This is a genomic window from Streptomyces sp. NPDC048295 (assembly GCF_040652135.1).
In the GTDB taxonomy this organism is placed as follows: Bacteria; Actinomycetota; Actinomycetes; order Streptomycetales; family Streptomycetaceae; genus Streptomyces.
The window spans coordinates 402,250-421,171 of record NZ_JBEZLL010000004.1; the positions used below are offsets into that span (position 1 = coordinate 402,250).

At 72.4% G+C, this 18,922-nt stretch carries 13 protein-coding genes, 2 tRNA genes and 1 riboswitch; of the genes, 9 read left to right on the plus strand and 6 right to left on the minus strand.

What is annotated here, in order from left to right:
* Positions 1-131 precede the first annotated feature (131 nt).
* Together AB0D53_RS08440 and AB0D53_RS08445 are read left to right on the plus strand one after the other, a co-directional pair.
* The gene (locus tag AB0D53_RS08440; RefSeq protein WP_362441908.1) at positions 132-1,652 is read left to right on the plus strand and encodes an amino acid permease; all 1,521 of its coding nucleotides are present in this window, start codon (positions 132-134) and stop codon (positions 1,650-1,652) included.
* 91 nt (positions 1,653-1,743) lie between these two features.
* A tRNA-Lys gene (locus AB0D53_RS08445) sits at positions 1,744-1,816 on the plus strand.
* A 405-nt stretch (positions 1,817-2,221) separates the two neighbouring features.
* Here AB0D53_RS08445 and AB0D53_RS08450 read toward each other — a convergent pair.
* Positions 2,222-3,610: an FAD-binding oxidoreductase gene (locus tag AB0D53_RS08450; RefSeq protein ID WP_362441911.1), complete on the minus strand. Its 1,389-nt coding sequence runs from the start codon at positions 3,608-3,610 to the stop codon at positions 2,222-2,224.
* 165 nt (positions 3,611-3,775) lie between these two features.
* Complete coding sequence (locus AB0D53_RS08455) at positions 3,776-4,195, minus strand: SHOCT domain-containing protein (RefSeq protein WP_362441914.1); 420 nt, start codon at positions 4,193-4,195, stop codon at positions 3,776-3,778.
* 212 nt (positions 4,196-4,407) lie between these two features.
* On the opposite strand from AB0D53_RS08455, the gene AB0D53_RS08460 reads away from it, so the two are divergent.
* From AB0D53_RS08460 to AB0D53_RS08485, 6 genes are all read left to right on the plus strand, one after another.
* The gene (locus AB0D53_RS08460) at positions 4,408-4,578 is read left to right on the plus strand and encodes a hypothetical protein (protein WP_362441917.1); all 171 of its coding nucleotides are present in this window, start codon (positions 4,408-4,410) and stop codon (positions 4,576-4,578) included.
* A gap of 48 nt (positions 4,579-4,626) precedes the next feature.
* Entirely contained in the window at positions 4,627-5,838 is a 1,212-nt protein-coding gene (locus AB0D53_RS08465; protein ID WP_362441920.1) for an SPFH domain-containing protein, read from the plus strand.
* A 76-nt stretch (positions 5,839-5,914) separates the two neighbouring features.
* Positions 5,915-5,988, plus strand: a tRNA-Met gene (locus tag AB0D53_RS08470).
* Positions 5,989-6,164: 176 nt separating this feature from the next.
* Positions 6,165-7,331, plus strand: a complete 1,167-nt coding sequence (locus tag AB0D53_RS08475; protein ID WP_362441923.1) for a PP2C family protein-serine/threonine phosphatase — start codon at positions 6,165-6,167, stop codon at positions 7,329-7,331.
* Positions 7,332-7,603: 272 nt separating this feature from the next.
* Positions 7,604-7,756: riboswitch (cyclic di-AMP (ydaO/yuaA leader) on the plus strand.
* Between the two features lie 11 nt (positions 7,757-7,767).
* The gene (locus AB0D53_RS08480) at positions 7,768-8,877 is read left to right on the plus strand and encodes a M23 family metallopeptidase (RefSeq protein ID WP_362441927.1); all 1,110 of its coding nucleotides are present in this window, start codon (positions 7,768-7,770) and stop codon (positions 8,875-8,877) included.
* A gap of 214 nt (positions 8,878-9,091) precedes the next feature.
* The gene (locus AB0D53_RS08485) at positions 9,092-10,036 is read left to right on the plus strand and encodes an aldo/keto reductase (RefSeq protein ID WP_362441930.1); all 945 of its coding nucleotides are present in this window, start codon (positions 9,092-9,094) and stop codon (positions 10,034-10,036) included.
* Positions 10,037-10,045: 9 nt separating this feature from the next.
* Here AB0D53_RS08485 and AB0D53_RS08490 read toward each other — a convergent pair whose 3' ends face one another.
* From AB0D53_RS08490 to AB0D53_RS08505, 4 genes are all read right to left on the minus strand, one after another.
* Complete coding sequence (locus AB0D53_RS08490) at positions 10,046-11,551, minus strand: PrsW family intramembrane metalloprotease (RefSeq protein ID WP_362442031.1); 1,506 nt, start codon at positions 11,549-11,551, stop codon at positions 10,046-10,048.
* An 86-nt stretch (positions 11,552-11,637) separates the two neighbouring features.
* Positions 11,638-12,546: a tRNA (guanosine(46)-N7)-methyltransferase TrmB gene (gene trmB, locus AB0D53_RS08495; protein WP_362442035.1), complete on the minus strand. Its 909-nt coding sequence runs from the start codon at positions 12,544-12,546 to the stop codon at positions 11,638-11,640.
* A 4-nt stretch (positions 12,547-12,550) separates the two neighbouring features.
* The gene (gene lhgO / locus AB0D53_RS08500; RefSeq protein ID WP_362441933.1) at positions 12,551-13,807 is read right to left on the minus strand and encodes an L-2-hydroxyglutarate oxidase; all 1,257 of its coding nucleotides are present in this window, start codon (positions 13,805-13,807) and stop codon (positions 12,551-12,553) included.
* Between the two features lie 114 nt (positions 13,808-13,921).
* Positions 13,922-15,613 carry a sporulation protein gene (locus tag AB0D53_RS08505; protein WP_362441936.1) on the minus strand — a complete coding sequence of 564 codons (1,692 nt, stop codon included), beginning with the start codon at positions 15,611-15,613 and terminating at the stop codon, positions 13,922-13,924.
* Between the two features lie 1,185 nt (positions 15,614-16,798).
* Here AB0D53_RS08505 and AB0D53_RS08510 point away from each other — a divergent pair.
* The gene (locus AB0D53_RS08510; RefSeq protein ID WP_362441939.1) at positions 16,799-18,910 is read left to right on the plus strand and encodes an asparagine synthase-related protein; all 2,112 of its coding nucleotides are present in this window, start codon (positions 16,799-16,801) and stop codon (positions 18,908-18,910) included.
* The last annotated feature ends 12 nt before the right edge of the window (positions 18,911-18,922 follow it).

Sequence of the window (18,922 nt, forward strand, 5' to 3'; positions counted from 1 at the left end):
TCTGCGGAAAGCGGGCCCGCTCTTCACGAGCGGGCCCGCTTTCCGGTGTCCGGGCCCCGCAGGGGCGGGTTTTCCCAGTCGTGACCACGGCGACCGCATGTGTGCCCCGGCACACGGGAATTGCTGGGTCCATGACAACAGATACAGGCGAGGACCGACCACCACCGGGCATCTCCGACGAGGAGCGTCTGGCGCAGCTCGGGTACACGCAGACGCTGGCCCGGCGCATGTCCGCGTTCTCCAACTACGCCGTCTCGTTCACGATCATCTCGGTGCTCTCCGGCTGCCTCACGCTCTATCTCTTCGGCATGAACACCGGCGGCCCCGCCGTCATCACCTGGGGCTGGGTCGGCGTCGGCCTGATGACGCTGTTCGTCGGCCTGGCGATGGCCGAGATCTGTTCGGCGTACCCGACCTCCGCCGGCCTCTACTTCTGGGCCCACCGGCTGGCCCCGCCGCGCTCGGCCGCGGCCTGGGCCTGGTTCACGGGCTGGTTCAACGTCCTCGGCCAGGTCGCCGTCACCGCCGGGATCGACTTCGGGGCGGCGTCCTTCCTGGGCGCGTATCTGAATCTCCAGTTCGGCTTCGGGGTCACCCCCACCCGTACGATCCTGCTCTTCGCCGCGATCCTGCTGCTGCACGGTCTGCTCAACACCTTCGGGGTGCGGATCGTCGCGATCCTGAACAGCGTGAGCGTCTGGTGGCACGTCGTCGGCGTCGCCGTCATCGTCGGCGCCCTGACCTTCGTACCGGACTCGCACCGGTCGGCGTCGTTCGTCCTCACCGAGTTCGTGAACAACACCGGCTGGGGCAGCGGTTTCTACGTCGTGATGATCGGGCTGCTGATGGCGCAGTACACCTTCACCGGCTACGACGCCTCCGCCCATATGACGGAGGAGACCCACGACGCGGCGACGGCCGGTCCGAAGGGCATCGTCCGCTCGATCTGGACCTCCTGGATCGCGGGTTTCGTCCTGCTCCTCGGCTTCACCTTCGCCATCCAGTCGTACGACGGGGCGCTGAACTCGCCGACCGGCGCCCCGCCCGCGCAGATCCTCCTGGACGCCCTCGGCGCCACCACCGGCAAGCTCCTGCTGCTGATCGTGATCGGCGCGCAGCTCTTCTGCGGCATGGCGTCCGTGACCGCCAACAGCCGCATGATCTACGCCTTCTCGCGGGACGGGGCCCTGCCGTTCTCGCGCGTCTGGCACACGGTCAGCCCACGCACCCGCACCCCCGTCGCCGCGGTCTGGCTGGCCGCCGCCGGCGCCCTGGCGCTGGGGCTGCCGTACCTGATCAACGTCACGGCGTACGCGGCGGTGACCTCGATCGCGGTGATCGGGCTCTACATCGCCTACGTCGTCCCCACGCTGCTCCGGCTGCTCCGGGGCGGCGACTTCACCCCGGGCCCCTGGCATCTGGGCCGCTGGTCCCGGCCGGTCGGCATCGTGGCGGTGGCCTGGGTACTGATCATCACGGTGCTCTTCATGCTGCCGCAGGTCTCACCGGTCACCTGGGAGACGTTCAACTACGCGCCGGTCGCGGTGCTGGTGGTCCTGGGCTTCGCGGCGACATGGTGGCTGGCGTCGGCGAGGCACTGGTTCCTCAAACCGGATCACAAGGGCACGATCGCCCCGGACGAATCCCTCTGACGGACCGGGAATTCACCGTGCCGGGGCCCGGTAACCGATACCCGATCGGCTGCCGGGCCCCGGCGGGCTATGCTCAGGGGTGATTCGCCGAGGGCCGTTAGCTCAATTGGCAGAGCAGCGGACTTTTAATCCGTTGGTTGTGGGTTCGAGTCCCACACGGCCTACCCCTGGCGAGGGCGGAGTCCGCCTCCGCGACCCGCACGACAACGCCCCGACCGGTTCTGCCCGGTCGGGGCGTTCGTCGTTCGCGGGGGAGGCCGGCTGCACCCGTGCGGGGGAGACTGGCGCCGCCGTAGTCGGCGGGGAAGCGGGCACCGGTCAGGACACGGGCGCGCGCGACAGCTTCGTCCTGGTGAACGACTCCTCGGGTTCGGCCAGGGGCCCGGCAGGTTCGGGAAGCGCTGCGTTTCCCGCTCTGCGTCCATCCTCGGATCGGACCCGGCCCGCACCGGTCGGCCTGCGGGCTCCGTTCCCGGCCCTCGACGGACGACGGCCGGGTCGGCCGACCGGATGATGCGGACGCCTCTTCCCGGGGTGTGGTCGCCGCGGACCCGCCCGGTACGCGCCGGTCAGGCGGCCGGCTGGATGTTCTGGTTGGCGCGGAAGAAGTTGTGCGGGTCGTAGGTCCGCTTGACGGCCGCGAGGCGGTCGTAGTGGTCGCGGTAGGTGGCGTGCACCCGGTCCGGGGTCTCGCCCGCGCCGATGAAGTTCACGTACGTACCGCCCATGGAGTGCGGGTGCAGCTCCTCCCAGTAGTCGACGCACCACTGCCTGAGCTTCCCGGCGTTGTCCGGGTCCGGGTCGATGCCCGCGATGACGCCGGACCAGACCGCGTCCCGGTAGGCCCAGGCCGTGTCGTCCGGGCCGGGCCGGTGGGCGGCGGCGTCGACCGGGTACAGGTGCGTGGTCGACAGGGTCGTGGGGAGGTTCCCGGCGTACTTCGCGTGTACGTCGATGGCGTCGTCGGTGATCCGGTCGAAGAAGTTGCCGCGCCAGTACCACTGGAGACCGGTGGGGAGCAGCTCGTCGAACATGGACTGAAGGGCGGTGTAGGGCATCGGAGCCGTGAAGCGGAAGGCGGGCGGGCCGGGGTCCTCGGCGGGCCCGAGAGCGGCTTCGAGGAGTTCGGGGTCGCCCGTCCAGCACCACACCACACCGCACATCGTCTGGCCGTGGATCTCCTCCGGGAACGGCGGGCCGGGCGGCACGGTGAGCGCGGCGAAGAAGCCGTTCAGGTCCTCGGGTGCCTGCGGCAGGAAGTCGCGGTACCAGCGCAGTACGTCCTTGATCCGGTCGACCGGCCAGACGGTGAGGGCGACGCCCACGGTGTCCACCGGGTGCAGCCGGAAGGTGAAGGAGGTGACGACGCCGAAGTTCCCGCCGCCGCCGCGCAGCGCCCAGAAGAGGTCGGGGTGGCGGGTGCCGTCGGCCGTCACCGCGGTGCCGTCCGCCAGGACCACGTCCGCGGCCAGCAGATTGTCGATGGTCAGGCCGTATCTGCGGGTGAGGTGGCCGTGGCCGCCGCCCAGGGTGAGGCCGCCGACGCCGGTGGACGACAGGATTCCGGAGGGCGTGGCCAGCCCGAACGCGTGGGCGGCGTGGTCGAGGTCGCCGAGGGTGGTGCCGCCGCCGACCGTGGCGGTCCGTGCGCCGGGGTCGATGTGCGCCCAGCGCATCGGCGAGAGGTCGAGGGTGATGCCGTCGTCCACCAGGCACAGGCCCGCGCCGCTGTGCCCGCCGCCGCGGACCGCGAACGCGAGACCCTCGTCCCGGACGAAGTCGACCGCGGCCATGACATCCGCCGTGTCGGTGCAGCGCACCACCGCCGCCGGACGCCGGTCGACCATGGCGTTGTAGACGGTGCGGGCCCGGCGGTACTCCGGGTCCTGAGGGCCGATGACGGGGCCGCGCAGCGCCCTCCGCATCGCGTCCAGGTCCTTGAGCGTGGTGCCGTTCATGGCCGGGCCATCTCCTCGCGCTCCGAGATGGGGGCCGTGCCCCTCGGCCCCCCGCCGTGGCTGATGTCTCAAGCCTCCTCGGGGTCCTGGCGCCCTGCCAGTCCGCCGGTCCGGGCGGAGCGGGGGATACGCGCCACGCGAGGGCGGGGCGGGGGGCGGGGCCGGTCAGACGAGGAGCTTCGTCTTCGCCCGCTGGTACTCCTCGTCCGTGATGGCGCCCCGGTCCCTGAGTTCGGCGAGCTTCGCCAGGTCGTCGACGTGGCTGCCCTTCTTCATGGCGTCGCCGCCGCCCGCGTCGGAGGTGCCGGCGGCCTCGCGCACGTACGCCTTGAAGGCGGCGTCGCGATCCTGGGCCTCCTTGATGTCCCGCTTGCTCATGGATTTGCCACGCACGATCACGTACACCAGCACGCCGATGAACGGCAGCAGCAGCGTCAGGATCAGCCAGCCCGCCTTGCCCCAGCCACCGAGGTCGTGGCTGCGGAAGATGTCCGTGATGACCTTGAACAGCAGGAACAGCCACATGATCCAGAGGAAGAACCAGAGCATGGTCCAGAAGAGGTCGAGCAACGTGTAGTCGTCCACGGATCGCTCCTAGATCGGCGCGAGTTCATCGCGACGGCAGGTGACGGGTAAACCAGTCATATCACCACATATGTGCGCTCGCTTGTTGTCGTTCAGGGGCTTTATGGTCCCTTCTGTGGCGTTTGGTGCGGAGTACCGTGGAAACATCGAGGCGGTGGTGCATGCACAGGGCAGATGAGTCCGCCCGAAGCCCGGTCGGGGCGATCGGCCGTGTGACCGTGCCGATTCCGTCCGATGGGCCGGGCGAAGTACTGGTGGCCGTGCGGGGTGGGTCCGAGGCCTACACCGCATGGTCGGCGACGTCGATCGACAGGGACGTGCGCGTCGTTGTCGTCGACTCGGTCTCGGCGCGCGGCGTGATCGTGGAACGTCTGCCGTCCTGAGCCCGAGCAGCTACCCATGGAAGCAGGACGTACGGCAGGAGTCTTCCGATGTTCTTCTGGCACGTTCCCGCCCCCAACGAGGCGATGCTCATATCCGGTTCCAAGGGACAGACCCTGGACACCCAGTTCCGGATCGTCACCGGGCACGGCAGTTTCGTGCTCCCCGTGAAGCAGAAGGCGCGCATGCTCTCCCTGGCACTGCGCGAGGCGGAGATCACCGAGGACTGCGTGACGCAGCAGGGCATCCGCCTCAATGTCCGGGCCGTGGCCGTCTTCAAGGTCGGCGACGACGCCGTGTCCATCGCCAACGCGGCCCGCCGTTTCCTGACCGAGCAGGAGCAGATGGAGGAGCTCGTCGGGCGGATCTTCGCCGGGCACCTGCGCTCCATCGTCGGCGGGCTGACCGTGGAGCAGATCATCCGCGAGCGCAACCGGGTCTCCCAGGAGGTCATCGCGGGCAGCCACGGCGAGATGGAGAAGCTCGGCATCGTCGTGGACGCCCTCCAGATCCAGGAGATCGACGACGCCACCGGCTACATCAAGAACCTCGCCGCCCCGCACGCCGCCGCGGTCGCCAGCCAGGCCCGGATCGCCGAGGCCAAGGCCGACCAGGAGGCCAGCCAGCGCGAGCAGCAGGCCGCCGCGCTCAAGGCGGAGTACGAACGCGACACCGCGATCAAGCGGGCCGGCTTCCTGGCCGAGACCGAGCAGTCCAACGCCCGCGCCGCCCAGGCCGGGCCGCTCGCCCAGGCCAGGGCCTCGCACGAGGTCATCGAGGAGCAGACCGCACTCGCCGAGCGGCAGGCCGCGCTCGCCGCGCAACGGCTGGAGGCGGAGGTCCGGCGCCCCGCGGACGCCGAGGCCTACCGGCAGCGCACCCTGGCGGAGGCGGCCCGTGACCGGGTGAAGTTCGAGGCCGACGGCAACGCGTACACGGAGCGGGCCCTCGCCCAGGCCCAGGCCGACGCCAACAGTGCGCGCGCCGCCTCGCTGCGTGACGGCAACCAGGAACTCATCGCGGCCAACCGCATCGTGGAGAACCTGCCCGCCCTGGCCGACGCGGCAGCCCGGGGCATGTCCGGCGCCGACCTCACCGTCCTCAACGGCACCAACGGCGTCAACGAGATGGCGGCGGGCGTCGTCGGCCAAGGGCTGGCGATCCTCCACGCGCTGCAGCGCGGCGCGAACCCGATGAAGCAGCCGGCGGTCGACGGGAAGGCCGCTTCCGCGCCGCGCATCTCCGGGACGAACCCGTCCTGAACGGGCCGGGGTGAAGGCCCGGCGAACCCGAGTGGTCAAAAGAGCGCCGGAGATGCCGTAGAGTTGTGTTCACCGACGCGGGGTGGAGCAGCTCGGTAGCTCGCTGGGCTCATAACCCAGAGGTCGCAGGTTCAAATCCTGTCCCCGCTACTTGAAGAATCAGGCCCGGCACGCATATCGCGTGCCGGGCCTGATTCGTTTCGCGCCGCGCCGCGCGCGTCCCTCCAATGGCCGATGCGGAGTCGCCGCCCCCGTCCGTGCCGGTGAGCCTGGGGTGGGGCGCGGTACCGTCCGCAGCCGCGCGCGTACCGGGCAGGAGACCACAGGTGTGGAAGCGGGAGAAGCGTCGCGGCAAGCACGCCGGGAGCGGTACCCGGCAGTTCGTGCGCGCGCTGCCCGCCCTGATGATTCTCGGCGGGCTGGTGTTCGACGCCCTCACCCCGGAGCCCTTCACCGCCATTCCGTTGTTCGTGGCCGCTCCGCTGATCGCCGCCCCGTTCTTCTCGCTGGCCAGCACCATCCGCACCGCTGTCGCCTCGATGCTGGCCGTCATCGCGCTGCGCCTGTCCAGCAGTACGTTGCCGGAGGCCGTGCCGCTGATCGAGCTGCTCACCCTGGCCACGGTCTCGGTCCTCGCGGTGGTGATCAACGGGGTCGTGCGGCGCAGCAACGAGCAGCTGGCCTCGGCGCGGTACATCGCGGAGACGGCCATGCGCGCGGTGCTGCCGCAGCCGGCCGACCGGATCGGCGGACTGCAGGTCGCGGCCCGGTACGAGGCGGCGCAGGCGGACGAGTTCGTCGGCGGTGACCTGTTCGCCGTGTCGGACACCCCGTGGGGGGTGCGGCTGGTGGTCGGGGACGTGCGGGGGAAGGGGCTCGAAACGGTGGAGACGGTGGCGGTGGTCATCGGGGCGTTCCGCGAGGCGGCCGAGCAGGAGGCCTCGCTGGCGGGGGTGGCGGGGCGGCTGGAGCGGGCGCTGGCCCGGGAGGAGGCGCGGCGGGGCGGGCTCGACGTGCTCGAAGGCTTCATCACCGCCGTGCTGGCCGAGATCCCGTCCGGACTGTCCCGGGTGCGGATCGTCAACCACGGTCACCCCGAGCCGATCCTGCTGCACCCGGACGGTGCGCTGGAGGTGCTGAGGCCCTCCGTGCCGGCGCTGCCGCTCGGTATGTCCCTGGGGGTGTGGCCGGAGCGGACGGACGAGTGGGATCTGCCGGCCGGGACGACCCTGCTCCTCTACACGGACGGGCTCTCCGAGGCACGGAACGCCGAGGGGGTGTTCTACGACCCGGCGGCCCGGCTGCGCGGGCGGATCTTCCCGGGGCCCGAGGAGCTGCTGTCCGCGCTGACCGATGACGTACGCCTGCACACGGGTGGCGAGACGACCGACGACATGGCCTTGCTCGCGGTCGTACGTCCCGCGCAGGGGCAGCCGGACCGGCGCAGGACCGTGCGGATCGTCGGCGCGGAGAAGGCGTCGGGGGCGAGGTGAGGGGACGGCGCGTGGAGACGGCGCGAGGGGCGGAGCGCGCGATGCCACCGTGCGTAATCGAAAGGAGTCGCTCCGCATAACGTTTGACGCAACGTCAGAAACAGGGTAGTGACTGAAGGGCGGTCAACTCGTCCGATTGCACCCGCTTGTGTCCCGTAAAGTCCAGGCCAAAGACGTGAACGATCAGTGGGAACAGCTTGGAATACGGCCCCGGTGTCTATTAACGTTCGATAACGCAGCGCGGTCGTCCCAGCCGTCGTCAGTGGCGGCACCGTGCGCGAGCGCCGAATTCCGCAAGGGAACCGGGGAACCACCTACATGGGGTGAATCGGACACCTGTGTCTCGTGAGAGACGGAGGGGCCCGTAGGAGACCTTCCTGCTCCGAACCCGTCAGCTAACCCGGTAGGCGAGAAGGAAGGAAAGGAGTGCGCCCCCGTGGCGTCCAACAAGCCTGCCCCCGAGGCCCCGTCCCGGTTCGATCCCGACTACGGCACCGGCTACGGTGCCGAGTTCACCGGAGAGTTCGGCGGCGACCTCCGCACCGACGGCAACAGCGTTGAGCCGGAACGCGGTTGGGACGAGTGGAACCCCACCGAGGAATCGGTTCGCCCGGTGCGCGGCAGGCACCGCGTCGCCAAGCAGCGCAACGGGCTCGCCCGCAGCTCCACGGTGCTGGGTGTCGGTGTCATAGCGGCGGTCGGCGCGGGTGGCATGGCCACCGCGCAGGGCAAGCCCCCGGTCTCCATCTCCGTGCCCGACGCCATCACGGACAACCTTCCCGACGCCAAGTCGCTTCCCGGTGTGGGCTCCCTGTTCTCCGACGGGTCCGGGGCGGACAAGGCGGAGGTCGCGGCAGCCGAGGCCCCGCTCACCACCGCCGGCATCACCACCGCCGAGGTCGAGCAGGGCACGACGGACGCGGGCGAGGCGCTCCGCGCCCGCATCCTCCAGCAGGCCGAGCAGCAGCAGGACGCCGCCGACGCCGAGGCCAAGGCGGCCCAGGAGAAGGAAGCCGCGGAGAAGGCCGCCGCCGAGGCCAAGAAGCAGCAGGACGAGGCCGAGGCCAAGGCCGCCGCCGAGAAGAAGAAGGCGGAGGAGGAGGCCAAGAAGAAGGCCGAGGCCCTGCGGCTCGCCAAGCTCGCCGCCAGCTACGCCATCCCGACCTCCTCGTACACGATCACCTCGACCTTCGGCCAGGCCGGTTCGATGTGGTCCTCCGGCTACCACACCGGTCTCGACTTCGCGGCTCCGACCGGCACCCCGATCAAGGCCATCCACGGCGGCACGGTCAAGTCGGCGGGCTGGTCCGGTTCGTACGGCTACCGCACGGTGCTGGAGCTCGACGACGGCACGGAACTGTGGTTCTGCCACCAGTCCTCGATCGGCGTCAGCGTCGGCCAGAAGGTCACCACCGGCGAGACGATCGGCCGGGTCGGCGCGACCGGCAACGTGACCGGCCCGCACCTCCACCTGGAGGTCCACACCGCCGGCGGCACGGGCGTCGACCCGATGGCCTGGCTCCGCGGCAAGGGCCTCAACCCCTGAGGCGACGCCCGCCCCGATGAACCCCGGCAGCCCTGACGCTCACCCCCCGACGTCAGGGCTGCCGGTCTGCTGAGAGGGCACGGAGAGCGGGTGCACGGAGGAGCGGGTGCACGCGACGGCGGATGCGCCGCAATCCGGTCATGGCGGGCCCTGAGGACTCACCGCAATGCCGGAATCCGGAATAGCGGGCGGACCGGATTTCGTTGATCCACTCATGACTTCTCTTCGCAGGCTGGGCGCCTCCGGCCTCCAGGTATTCCCGCTCGCCCTCGGCGGCAACGTCTTCGGCTGGACCGCCGACGAGGCACAGTCGTTCGCGGTGCTGGACGCCTACACCGCGGCCGGGGGCAACTTCATCGACACCGCCGACGCCTACACCGCCTGGGTCCCGGGCAACGAGGGCGGCGAGTCGGAGACCGTCATCGGCAAGTGGCTCGCGGCACGCTCCAACCGCCGCGACATCGTCATCGCCACCAAGGTCGGCGCCCACCCCTCGTACAAGGGGCTCTCCGCCGCGAACATCAGGGCCGCGGCCGAGGCCTCGCTGCGCCGGCTCGGCACGGACCACATCGACCTGTACTACACGCACTTCGACGACGAGACCGTCCCGGTCGAGGACATCGTCACCGCCCTCGACCAGCTGGTGAAGGAGGGCAAGGTCCGGGAGATCGCCGCCTCCAACATCAGCCCCGAGCGGCTCCGGGCCTCCCTGGACTTCTCGGAGCGCGAGGGGCTGGCCCGCTACGTCGCGCTGCAGCCGCACTACAACCTGGTCTCCCGCGACACGTACGAGGGCGAACTCCAGGACACGGCCGCCCGCGCCGGGCTCGCCGCCGTGCCGTACTTCGCCCTGGCCTCCGGCTTCCTCACCGGCAAGTACCGTCCGGGCGTGACGGTGGAGAGCGCGCGGGCCGAGCGCGTCAGCGAGTACCGGGAATCGGAGCGGGGACAGAAGGTCCTGGCCGCCCTGGACAAGGTCGCCCAGGAGCACGACGCGCAGATCGCGACCGTCGCCCTGGCCTGGCTCGCCTCCCGGCCGACCGTGGTCGCCCCGATCGCCTCGGCCCGTACGGTCGAGCAGCTGCCCGCGCTGGTGGCCGTCGCGGACCTCTCGCTGACCGAGCAGCAGCTGGCCGAGCTCACCGAGGCGTCCGCCTGACGGCAGGGCCTACTGCGGTGGCTGCTGCCGCGGCAGCAGGTACGGGTTGTAGCCGGGGCCGGGGCCGGGGCCGTAGCCGTAGCCGCCGTACTGCGGGTGCGGTCCCGGGGCCGGCCACGGGGGCGGCGGATACGCGGGGCGCAGGCGGCCCGTTGCCTGGGCCGCGTAGGCCAGGGCGGGGGCCGCTACTTCCCTGCGCTGCCAGAGGTGGTGCAGCAGTTCCAGCTCCCGGTCGCCGAAGTCCGGGCCGGCCGTACCGCGGCGGGCCTGCAGACGCAGCGAGGCCAGCGAGGTCGCGAACGACTCGTACTCGGCGACGGCCCGCGCCGCCGCCTTCCCGTTGGCCTTCGCCGCGGCCCTGGCCCGGGCGGAGGGCGCGGGGGCGGGGCCGTACGGGCTCTGCCAGGTTTCCCGGGCCTCGACCGCGTACCGTCGGCGGGCCGCGTCGCGGGCCAGGCCGCGGGCCCGCATCGAGGAGAGGGCGAGCGGCTCCGCCGGGGTCAGCCAGCCGGCCGCCGCGTAGGCGGGCAGCTCGGCCGAGAGCGTACGCAGCTCCCGCACGCGCGACCAGATCGCCAGCCAGGTCACCAGGCCGAAGACCGGGACCATGAACACCCCGTACACGGCGTAGAAGCCGTAGGGGCTGAAGACCGCCGAACCGTTCCACAGCGCATGCATGCCCATGGCCAGGACGAGTCCGAGCAGCGGCAGCAGGATCCGGCGGATGCGCCGGCGCCGTGGAGCGGCCGCGGCGAGCCCGAAGCCTATGCCGGTCAGCACCGTGAAGAGCGGGTGCGCGAACGGTGACATCACCGCCCGTACGAAGAACGTCGCGGCCGTCACCGACACGACGCCCGAGGTGCCGATCTGCTGATCCTCCCCGAAGGCGTTGCCGAGGTAGAGGATGTTCTCGGTGAAGGCGAAGCCGCTCGCGGTGATCCCGGCGATCACGACGCCGTCGACGATCCCGGTGAACTCCCGTCTTCGGAACAGGAAGATCAGCAGGACCGCGGCGGCCTTGGCGCTCTCCTCGACGACCGGCGCTATGACCGTGGCACCGAGGGTGTCGGCGTTCGACGGGTCGGCGGTGGCCGTCGCTATCCAGCGGGTGGCGAAGGAATTCGCGAGGATCGCGACCAGGGCGGCGGCGAACGCACCCCAGGCGAAGGCGAACAGCACATTCCGCCAGGGCCCCGGATCGACCCGGTCCAGCCAGCGGAACGCCGTCATCAGCAGCGGCACGGGCAGCACGGCGAGACCGAGGCCCACGAGGAAGCCGTGGGTGCCCGTCTGGTCACGGACCAGGGCCAGGATCGCCAGACCGCAGAGCGCGAGCACCGTGAACACGGCCGAGATGCGGAACGTCCGGCTGCGCCACACCATGCCGACGCGGCGCGGCCGGTAGCGCCAGTGCCGGCGCTCCGGCACGGCAGCCAGGATCTCGCCGACCCGCTGCTCCTCGAGAAGCGGGACGGCCGGCTGTGACTGCCGCTGCTGGACAGACCCGTCGGACACCACGCGATGACCCTAACCAGCGGCACTGACACCTGACCATGGGGCGCCCGCGCCCCGGCCACGGTCACCCGGGCCGCGCCCGCGTCTCAGCTGCGGGCGAAGAGCAGGTCGTGCACGACATGGCCCTTGTCCAGGCCCTGTCCCTCGAACCGGGTCAGCGGCCGGAACGCGGGACGGGGCGCGTAGCCGCCGGCCGCCACGGTGTTCTCGAAGAGGGGGTGCGCGGTCAGCACCTCCAGCATCTGCTCGGCGTACGGCTCCCAGTCGGTCGCGCAGTGGATCACCGCGCCCGGCTTCAGCCGTTGTGCCACCAGATCGAGGAACTCCGGCTGGATCAGCCGCCGCTTGTGGTGGCGCTTCTTGGGCCACGGGTCGGGGAAGTACACCCGCAGTCCGTCCAGCGAGTCGGGCTTCAGCATCTCGCGCAGCAGGATGATCGCGTCGCCGTTGGCCACCCGGACGTTGGACAGGCCGTTGCGGTCGGCGAGACCGAGCAGATTGCCCTGGCCGGGGGTGTGCACATCGACGGCGAGAATGCCCGTGCCCGGGTCGGCGGCGGCCATCTGCGCGGTCGCCTCGCCCATCCCGAAGCCGATCTCCAGCACGACCGGGAGTCCGTCGAAGAGCTCGGGCAGATCGAGGACGCGCTGTCCGTCGATGTCCAGGCCCCACTTCGGCCAGAGCCTCAGCAGGGCGTCCTCCTGGCCGGGCGTGACACGGCTGCGGCGCGGCTGGAAGCTGCGGATCCGGCGCTCGTGGTGCGAACCGGCCGGGTCGATGGCGGGCCCGCCCGGGAAGCGCGGCTCCTGGCGCAGCCGGCGCTGCCGCTCGAAGGAGGCGGCGCGCAGATCGTCCGGAATCCCGGCGGTATCCGGAATCCCGGCAGCGGGCGTGCTCCCGGCAGCGGACGGATTCCCGGCAGCGGACGTGTTTCCGGCAGCGGGCGAGGAGAGGTTCTCGGAGGACTTCCCGGGGAGACTCTCGGAGGGGTTCATGGGCTCAGACACAATGCCCCGATTCTACGGCGGGCGGCCTCCACCCCGTCTCCCGTGCCCGGAGCAGCGCCCTGCGTGCCACCTCCCGCCCGATGGGCAGCGAGGCCGTGGCGGCGGGCGACGGCGCGTTCAGTACGTGGACGGTGTGCGGGGCCTCGCGGATCAGGAAGTCGTCCACCAGGGTGCCGTCCCGCAGCACGGCCTGGGCCCTCACCCCGGCCGGGGCCGGTCTCAGATCGGCCTCCGTGACCTCGGGGAGCAGCCGCCGCACGGCCTGGGTGAACGCGTGCTTCGACAGCGAGCGGTGCACCTCGCCCGCCCCGTACCGCCAGTGTCTGCGCGCGATCCGCCAGGTGCCGGGCCAGGCCAGGGTGTCCGCCAGCTCGCGCGGGCGCACGACCGGCCAGCCGTACCCCTCGCGGGCCAGCGCCGGCACCGCGTTCGGCCCGACGTGGACGCTGCCGTCGTGGCCCCGGGTCAGATGGACCCCCAGGAACGGGAACGCCGGATCGGGCACCGGATAGACCAGGCCGCGCACCAGCTCGGGCCGCGCCAGCTCGTAGTACTCCCCGCGGAACGGAACGATCCGCATCCCCGGGTCGTCGCCCGCGAGCCGCGCCACCCGGTCGCAGTGCAGCCCCGCGCAGTTGACCAGAGCCCGGGCCCGCACCACCACGCCGTCCGCCGTGCGCACCGCCACGCCCCAGGGGCGCCGGTCGATCGCGGTGACCTCCGCCCCGTACCGGATCACTCCGCCGGCGCCGCTCACCTCGGTGGCGAAGCGGGCCGCGACCGCCGCGAAGTCGCACACCCCGGTCGACCCGACCCGGATCGCGGCGAGGCCGCCGACCCGGGGTTCGTACTCGGTGATCTGGGCGGGGCCCAGCTCGCGCACCGGCAGCCCGTGCTGCCGGCCGCGCTGGACCAGGGCGTGCAGCCGGGGCAGCTCGGACCGCTCGGTCGCGACGATCAGCTTGCCGGTCACCGCGTGCGCGATGCCGTGCTCGGCGCAGAAGTCGACCATCTCGGCGGCACCGCGCACCGCGTAGCGGGCCTTGAGCGAGCCGGGGCGGTAGTAGATGCCGCTGTGGATCACTCCGCTGTTGCGTCCGGTCTGGTGCCGGGCCGGGCCGGGCTCCTTCTCCAGGACCGTCACCCGGGTGCCCGGAGCGGTGCGCGTGATCGCGTAGGCCGTCGACAGACCGACGATCCCGCCGCCGATCACCAGCACGTCGCAGTCGTACGCCGCGTGCGTCATCATCACGCCACCTCCCACCCCGATAGTGCACTGGCCCACTGACAACGCACTCAAACCAGTGCGGCCCAGCGTGGCGCCGAATTTTTACGGCCCGGCTCCCGGCACGTCGGATTCCGTCTACGCGGGCGCCACCAGGAGCGGCCTGGCCCGCTCGCGCAGCTCGGCGACGCGCGGCTCGTGCCCGTACGGTTCGAGCCGGTGCAGCAGATCCCGTACGTACTCCGTGGTCCGCGCCGAGGAGATGCGGCCCGCCACCTCCACCGCCCGGGTGCCCGCGGCGCAGGCGGCGTCCAGATTGCCCGACTCCAGCTCGGCCACCGCCGAGACCACCAGCCTCAGCCCGTGCGAGCGGACGAACTCCTCGGTGGGCCTGGAGAGCGCCTGCTCGGTGAAGCGCCGCACCTGCCGGGGCGCCTTGAGGTCGAGGTGGCACTCCGCCGCGTCGGCCGCGAACCTGTCGTACGAGTAGAAGCCCAGCCAGGACGGGTCCCCGTCGCCGTCCCTGGAGCGCTCCAGCCAGCCCTCGGCGGCCTTCAGCGCGGAGCCCGCGGCGGCCGCGTCGTTCGCCTTGGCGTGGGCACGGGCCTCCACCAGGCGGAAGAAGCTCATGGTGCGGGCCGTGGCGAGGCCCCGGTTGCGTTCGACGGCGGCCTGCGCGAGGTCGACCCCTTCGTCGGCGAAGCCGCGGTAGGTGGCCTGCAGCGACATCGACGCGAGGACATAGCCGCCGAGGGGCACGTCGGCCGCGGCCCGGGCGAGTCTCAGCGCCTGGATGTAGTAGCGCTGAGCGGCCTCCTGCTGGCCGGTGTCGAAGGCCATCCACCCGGCGAGCCTGGTCAGCTCGGCGGCCGCGCCGAAGAGCGCCCGGCCGACCTCGTCGCTGTACGAACCGAGCAGCAGCGGTGCCGCGTCCACCCGTAAACACTCCGGAACCATGGAGGAGCGCCAGTCCCCGCCGCCGTACTTGGAGTCCCAGCGCCGGGCGTCCTGGGCCGCCTCCCGCAGCTTGGAGACGTCGCTGTGGCCCACCCGCAGCGGGGAGATGTCGCTGGGGGCGGTGACGGGGGCGGGCGGGGCCGCGGATTCGGGGCGTGGCTGGGCGGGGATGGAGGGCGCCTGCCGGGCGCCCAGTGCTCCCAGGGTGCCGAGCGCGGTCCGGGCCGCCTGTGCGGTCGGCGCGGCCCGGCCGCCGGGTGTCGGCTGCGCCCCGGACGCCGGCGCAGTGACAGGCACCGGCTCCGTGGCCCTCGCCGCCCTGCCCGACGGGCCCTGCGCCCCTGCACCGCCCTGTGCGCCCCGGGTGTCGAGGGCGGCCGCCCCGATCGCCGTCGCGTCCCGTGCCACCGTCGCGTCGGCGGGGGATATCAGCCAGCGGGACGCGGGGGTCGCGTAGGCGCTCACCGAGAAGGAGCCCGCGAGCGACTGCCAGATCCCCCCGCCGCCCGCCCGCCGCCCGGCCAGATCCAGCCGGTAGAGCTCGGTCGCCGAGCGGACCGCCTCGCCCACGTCGCGCGGGAAGGCCAGCCCGACCTCCGGCGCCGGATCGGCGTCCGCGAGCCCGATCTCGTGCAGCGGGACCGGCCGGCCGAGCTTGGCGCCGATCGCCGCGGCGATGAGATGGGGCGCGGCGCCCTGCGGCACCATGCCCTTGGCGACCCACCGGGCCACCGAGGTCTTGTCGTACCGAAGTGTCAGACCGCGCTGCGCCCCGAGGTCGTTGACCCGCCGGGCGAGCCCGGCATTGCTGATTCCCGCGAGGGCGAGAACGGTTCCGAGCTTCTCGTTCGGTCCGCGTTGCTCCCTGGACATGCGCCACCCCTCGACACACAGACAGCCGCCGCGTCACCGTTGCGGCGCGCGGCATTCGTACCGTGTCCTCCCCAGCGACGGGCCCCGGCACTCCGGCCGCACACGCATATGGCCGAGCCCCGAGGAATATGCCTCCTGCAGAGAACCTCAGTAAACCCAGCGTAGTTCGCCGCATCCCTACCGTTAAGGGGCAGACGTCCGTATGGCGGGATTGTTGTCCGTGCCGACGCGGACGGCGGCCGGGGCGCGGACCGGCCGCGGACCGGGCGCCGTCCGGAGGTGGTCCGCGCGCGGTCCGGAAGCCGGGTGGACCGGGCCCGCGGAGCTGCTCGGCGGCGCACGGGAACAGCACGTGGAAGCCCTGTTCGTACGTGGTGCCGGCACCCGCGCGCGGAGCCCCGTACGTGCTCCTCGTGTGTGGCCGTGCGCCCGGCCGTGCGCTCTCGTCCGGCCGTTTCGGAGGCGTTTCCATGGGTGCTGCGTGGGTCGGCCCACTGCACAGAACTCAGTGGGCTGGGGGACACTGCCGCCTCATTCCCCGCAGGCGGCGGACCGGTCCGGGAGGTGGACGACGCCTCCCGGACTGTGCGTCGGCGGTCCCGGTGGGGGCCGGCCGCGGCCGCCCGGGGTTCCAGGAGGTATTCGGGAGGATCCAGGGAATCAAGTGGGGCGAAAGCGGACTTCTGATGCGGTGAGTTGATCGGTGCGTGGTTGCCACCTGCTTTGAAAATGGCCGAATGTCGTTGGTCGTCCGAGGTTGGGCCGTCCATCTCGCGGACATCTCGCCGACCGTCCGGCAGTCGCCCCCCGACGGCTCCCGGACGCCCCGCGGGCGATTCCCGGGTGGCTGGATTTCGGCCGGTTGATCCGGCTCGTACGGGGAAGCCAACACGCCCGGTGCTTAGGTCAGTTGGCGAGCGCTGAATCCGGTGCGGTCCGTGCGCGGCCCCGTTCCGCCTCAGGGGCCGCCCGGCGCGCGGCCGCCCGCACCAGGTCCGGCCTCCTGCCGGCCTCCCACCCCGCCCGGCCTTTGCCAGGGGCGCATGCCCTTCCGACGTGCGCCCTACGCAGCCCCTCCTGTGCGCCGTTGTCGTGGCAGCATGTTCGCAACGGCGCCGCGCGTTACCGGAGTTCTCCCGCTACCGCCCTGCCGCGCCGTTTTGTCCACAGCCTGTGGAGGCGGCGATGCGTTGGTTGGTGGGGTGGAGCAGTATCGCCGCGAGCTTCGGCACGGCCGGCGCGGTCGGCCCCGGCGACGAGGGGCGCACGATGCACCCCGTGGGCTCCCAACTCCTGTGGGGCGACCCGGATCCGCTCTGGGCCGTGGGCGACTGGCGTCCCGACGAGATCCGGATCACCACGGTCGAGACCACCGAGGGCGCGCCCACCGCCCGGATGGCCGTCCTCGGCTGCTGCAGCGCCACCGACGAACAGCTGCGCTCCGGCCTCCTCGCCGCCCGCGGCGGCGCCCTGCGCCACCTCACCTCCTGGCCCGGCAGCTATACGACCGTCGTCCAGATCGGCCGCCGGATCACCGTCATCGGGGACCTCGCCGGTGCCCGCCCCGTCTTCTACACACCCTGGGCGGGCGGCACGGCGTATGCCACCGCCGCGCTCCCGCTCGCCGACCTCATCGAGGCCCAGCTGGACATCGGCCACCTGGCCGCCCTGCTCGCCTGCCCCGAGACCCCGGAGGCGCTGCGCGACGGCACCCCCTACGCCGGGGTGAAGCGCATCCCGCCGGGCCACGCGCTCATCCTCCGCGAGGGCTCGCGCGAGATCACCGGTTACGAGGCGGTGGCCTCCCTGGCCGTCGCCGCACCCCAGCTCGACCCGGTCAGCGCCGTCGACGGCGTACGCGACGCACTGGTCGAAGCGGTACGCGCCAGACTCCTGGCCCCGCGCCACGCGCCCGAGACCCTGCCGCCCGACCCCGGCCCGGTCCCCGGCATGGGCCCCGCCGAGCGGCGCGCCGCCCGTGGCGCACCGGTCCCCGGCATCGGCGCCGACCTGTCCGGAGGCAGCGCCTCCGCCACCCTCGCCCTGCTCGCCGCCGGACTCCCGGGTCTGCCCGGCACCCTCCTCGGCCACCGCGTGGAAGCGGGGGAGCGGCTGCTCGCCGTCACCCTCAACGACCTCACCGCGCACGGACACGAGGACGAACTCGAACGCGCCCGTGTCATCGCCGCCAACCCGCGCCTGCACCATGTGGTCGTCGCGGCCGGGGAGGAGGCCCTGCCCTACGCCGACCTGGGCAGCGGCCCGCTCACCGACGAACCCGCCCCCTCGCTCGTCGTCGCCGAGCGCCACCGCCGGCGCCTCGCGGCGGGCAGCGCCGACCACTTCGTCGGCGGCGGCGCCCGGCAGGTCCTGGACGCCCACCCGGCCCGCCTGGCCGACCTGCTGATGGACCGTCGCCGACGCCATCTGCTGCGCCCGGTCACCGCGCTCGCCAGGGCGGAGGGCCCGAGCGCGCACTCCCTGTTCGTGCCGCTGACCGTCTACCGCGTGGCCCGCCGCCTGTCCCGTACCTCGTACCGCACCGGCCTGGAGGCGGCGGCCGACCGGCTGCCGGACGCCAACCGGAACGCCCCCGACCTCGACACCCCCGCCGACGCCTCGCTGGCCGCCCTCGCCTGGTCACGGCCCGGACCCGCCGCCCGCTGGCTCACCGGGGAGGCGCTCGCCGAGGTGTCGGTCCGGCTCCAGGAGGCGGCCGTCCGCCCCGTCTCCGTCCAGCGCCCCGGCGAGGCCCGCGCCAGGGCGGCCCTGGCCCGGTACGCCGCCGACCACCGGATCCTGGAGCAGGCCGCCGAGAACCGCAGCCAGCGGTTGCACGCCCCGTACCTCGACAACCAGGTCGTACGTGCCGCCCGTGCGCTCCCCGAATCGCTCCGGGTGCAGCCGGGCGCCCGCGCCGCGATTCTGCGCCGGGTCCTCGCCGGCGCGGGTGTCCACGAACTGCCGCCCGGCTGGGGCACGCCCTCCCTAGCCACGTCGAACGCGACCGCCCGCACTGGTCTGCGCGCCGCCCTCCCGGAGCTGATCGCCCTCTTCGACGCCCCGCTGCTCGCCGACGCGGGGCTGGTCGAGGCCCGCGTCGTACGCAAGGCCCTGCGCGCGGCCTCCGAGGGCGAACCGCTCCCGCTGGACGGCCTCGCGCACCTGGCTTCCACGGAGCTCTGGCTCCGCCGCCTCGTGTCGCGGCGCGGCACCTGCTGGACGGGCACGGCGGCGCCCCGCCAGCGCGCGGTCGCGGGCGGAGTCGTCCCGGCCAGGCGGACGCTGCAACGGTAGGCGTAGGGGCGC

What these genes read in the sequence shown, in the direction of transcription:
- trmB (WP_362442035.1), bottom strand. Translation starts at nt 12,546, where the DNA reads ATGAACCCCTCCGAGAGTCTCCCCGGGAAGTCCTCCGAGAACCTCTCC.
- lhgO (WP_362441933.1), bottom strand. Translation starts at nt 13,807, where the DNA reads ATGATGACGCACGCGGCGTACGACTGCGACGTGCTGGTGATCGGCGGC.
- AB0D53_RS08485 (WP_362441930.1), top strand. Translation starts at nt 9,092, where the DNA reads ATGACTTCTCTTCGCAGGCTGGGCGCCTCCGGCCTCCAGGTATTCCCG.
- AB0D53_RS08510 (WP_362441939.1), top strand. Translation starts at nt 16,799, where the DNA reads ATGCGTTGGTTGGTGGGGTGGAGCAGTATCGCCGCGAGCTTCGGCACG.
- AB0D53_RS08440 (WP_362441908.1), top strand. Translation starts at nt 132, where the DNA reads ATGACAACAGATACAGGCGAGGACCGACCACCACCGGGCATCTCCGAC.
- AB0D53_RS08465 (WP_362441920.1), top strand. Translation starts at nt 4,627, where the DNA reads ATGTTCTTCTGGCACGTTCCCGCCCCCAACGAGGCGATGCTCATATCC.
- AB0D53_RS08505 (WP_362441936.1), bottom strand. Translation starts at nt 15,613, where the DNA reads ATGTCCAGGGAGCAACGCGGACCGAACGAGAAGCTCGGAACCGTTCTC.
- AB0D53_RS08450 (WP_362441911.1), bottom strand. Translation starts at nt 3,610, where the DNA reads ATGAACGGCACCACGCTCAAGGACCTGGACGCGATGCGGAGGGCGCTG.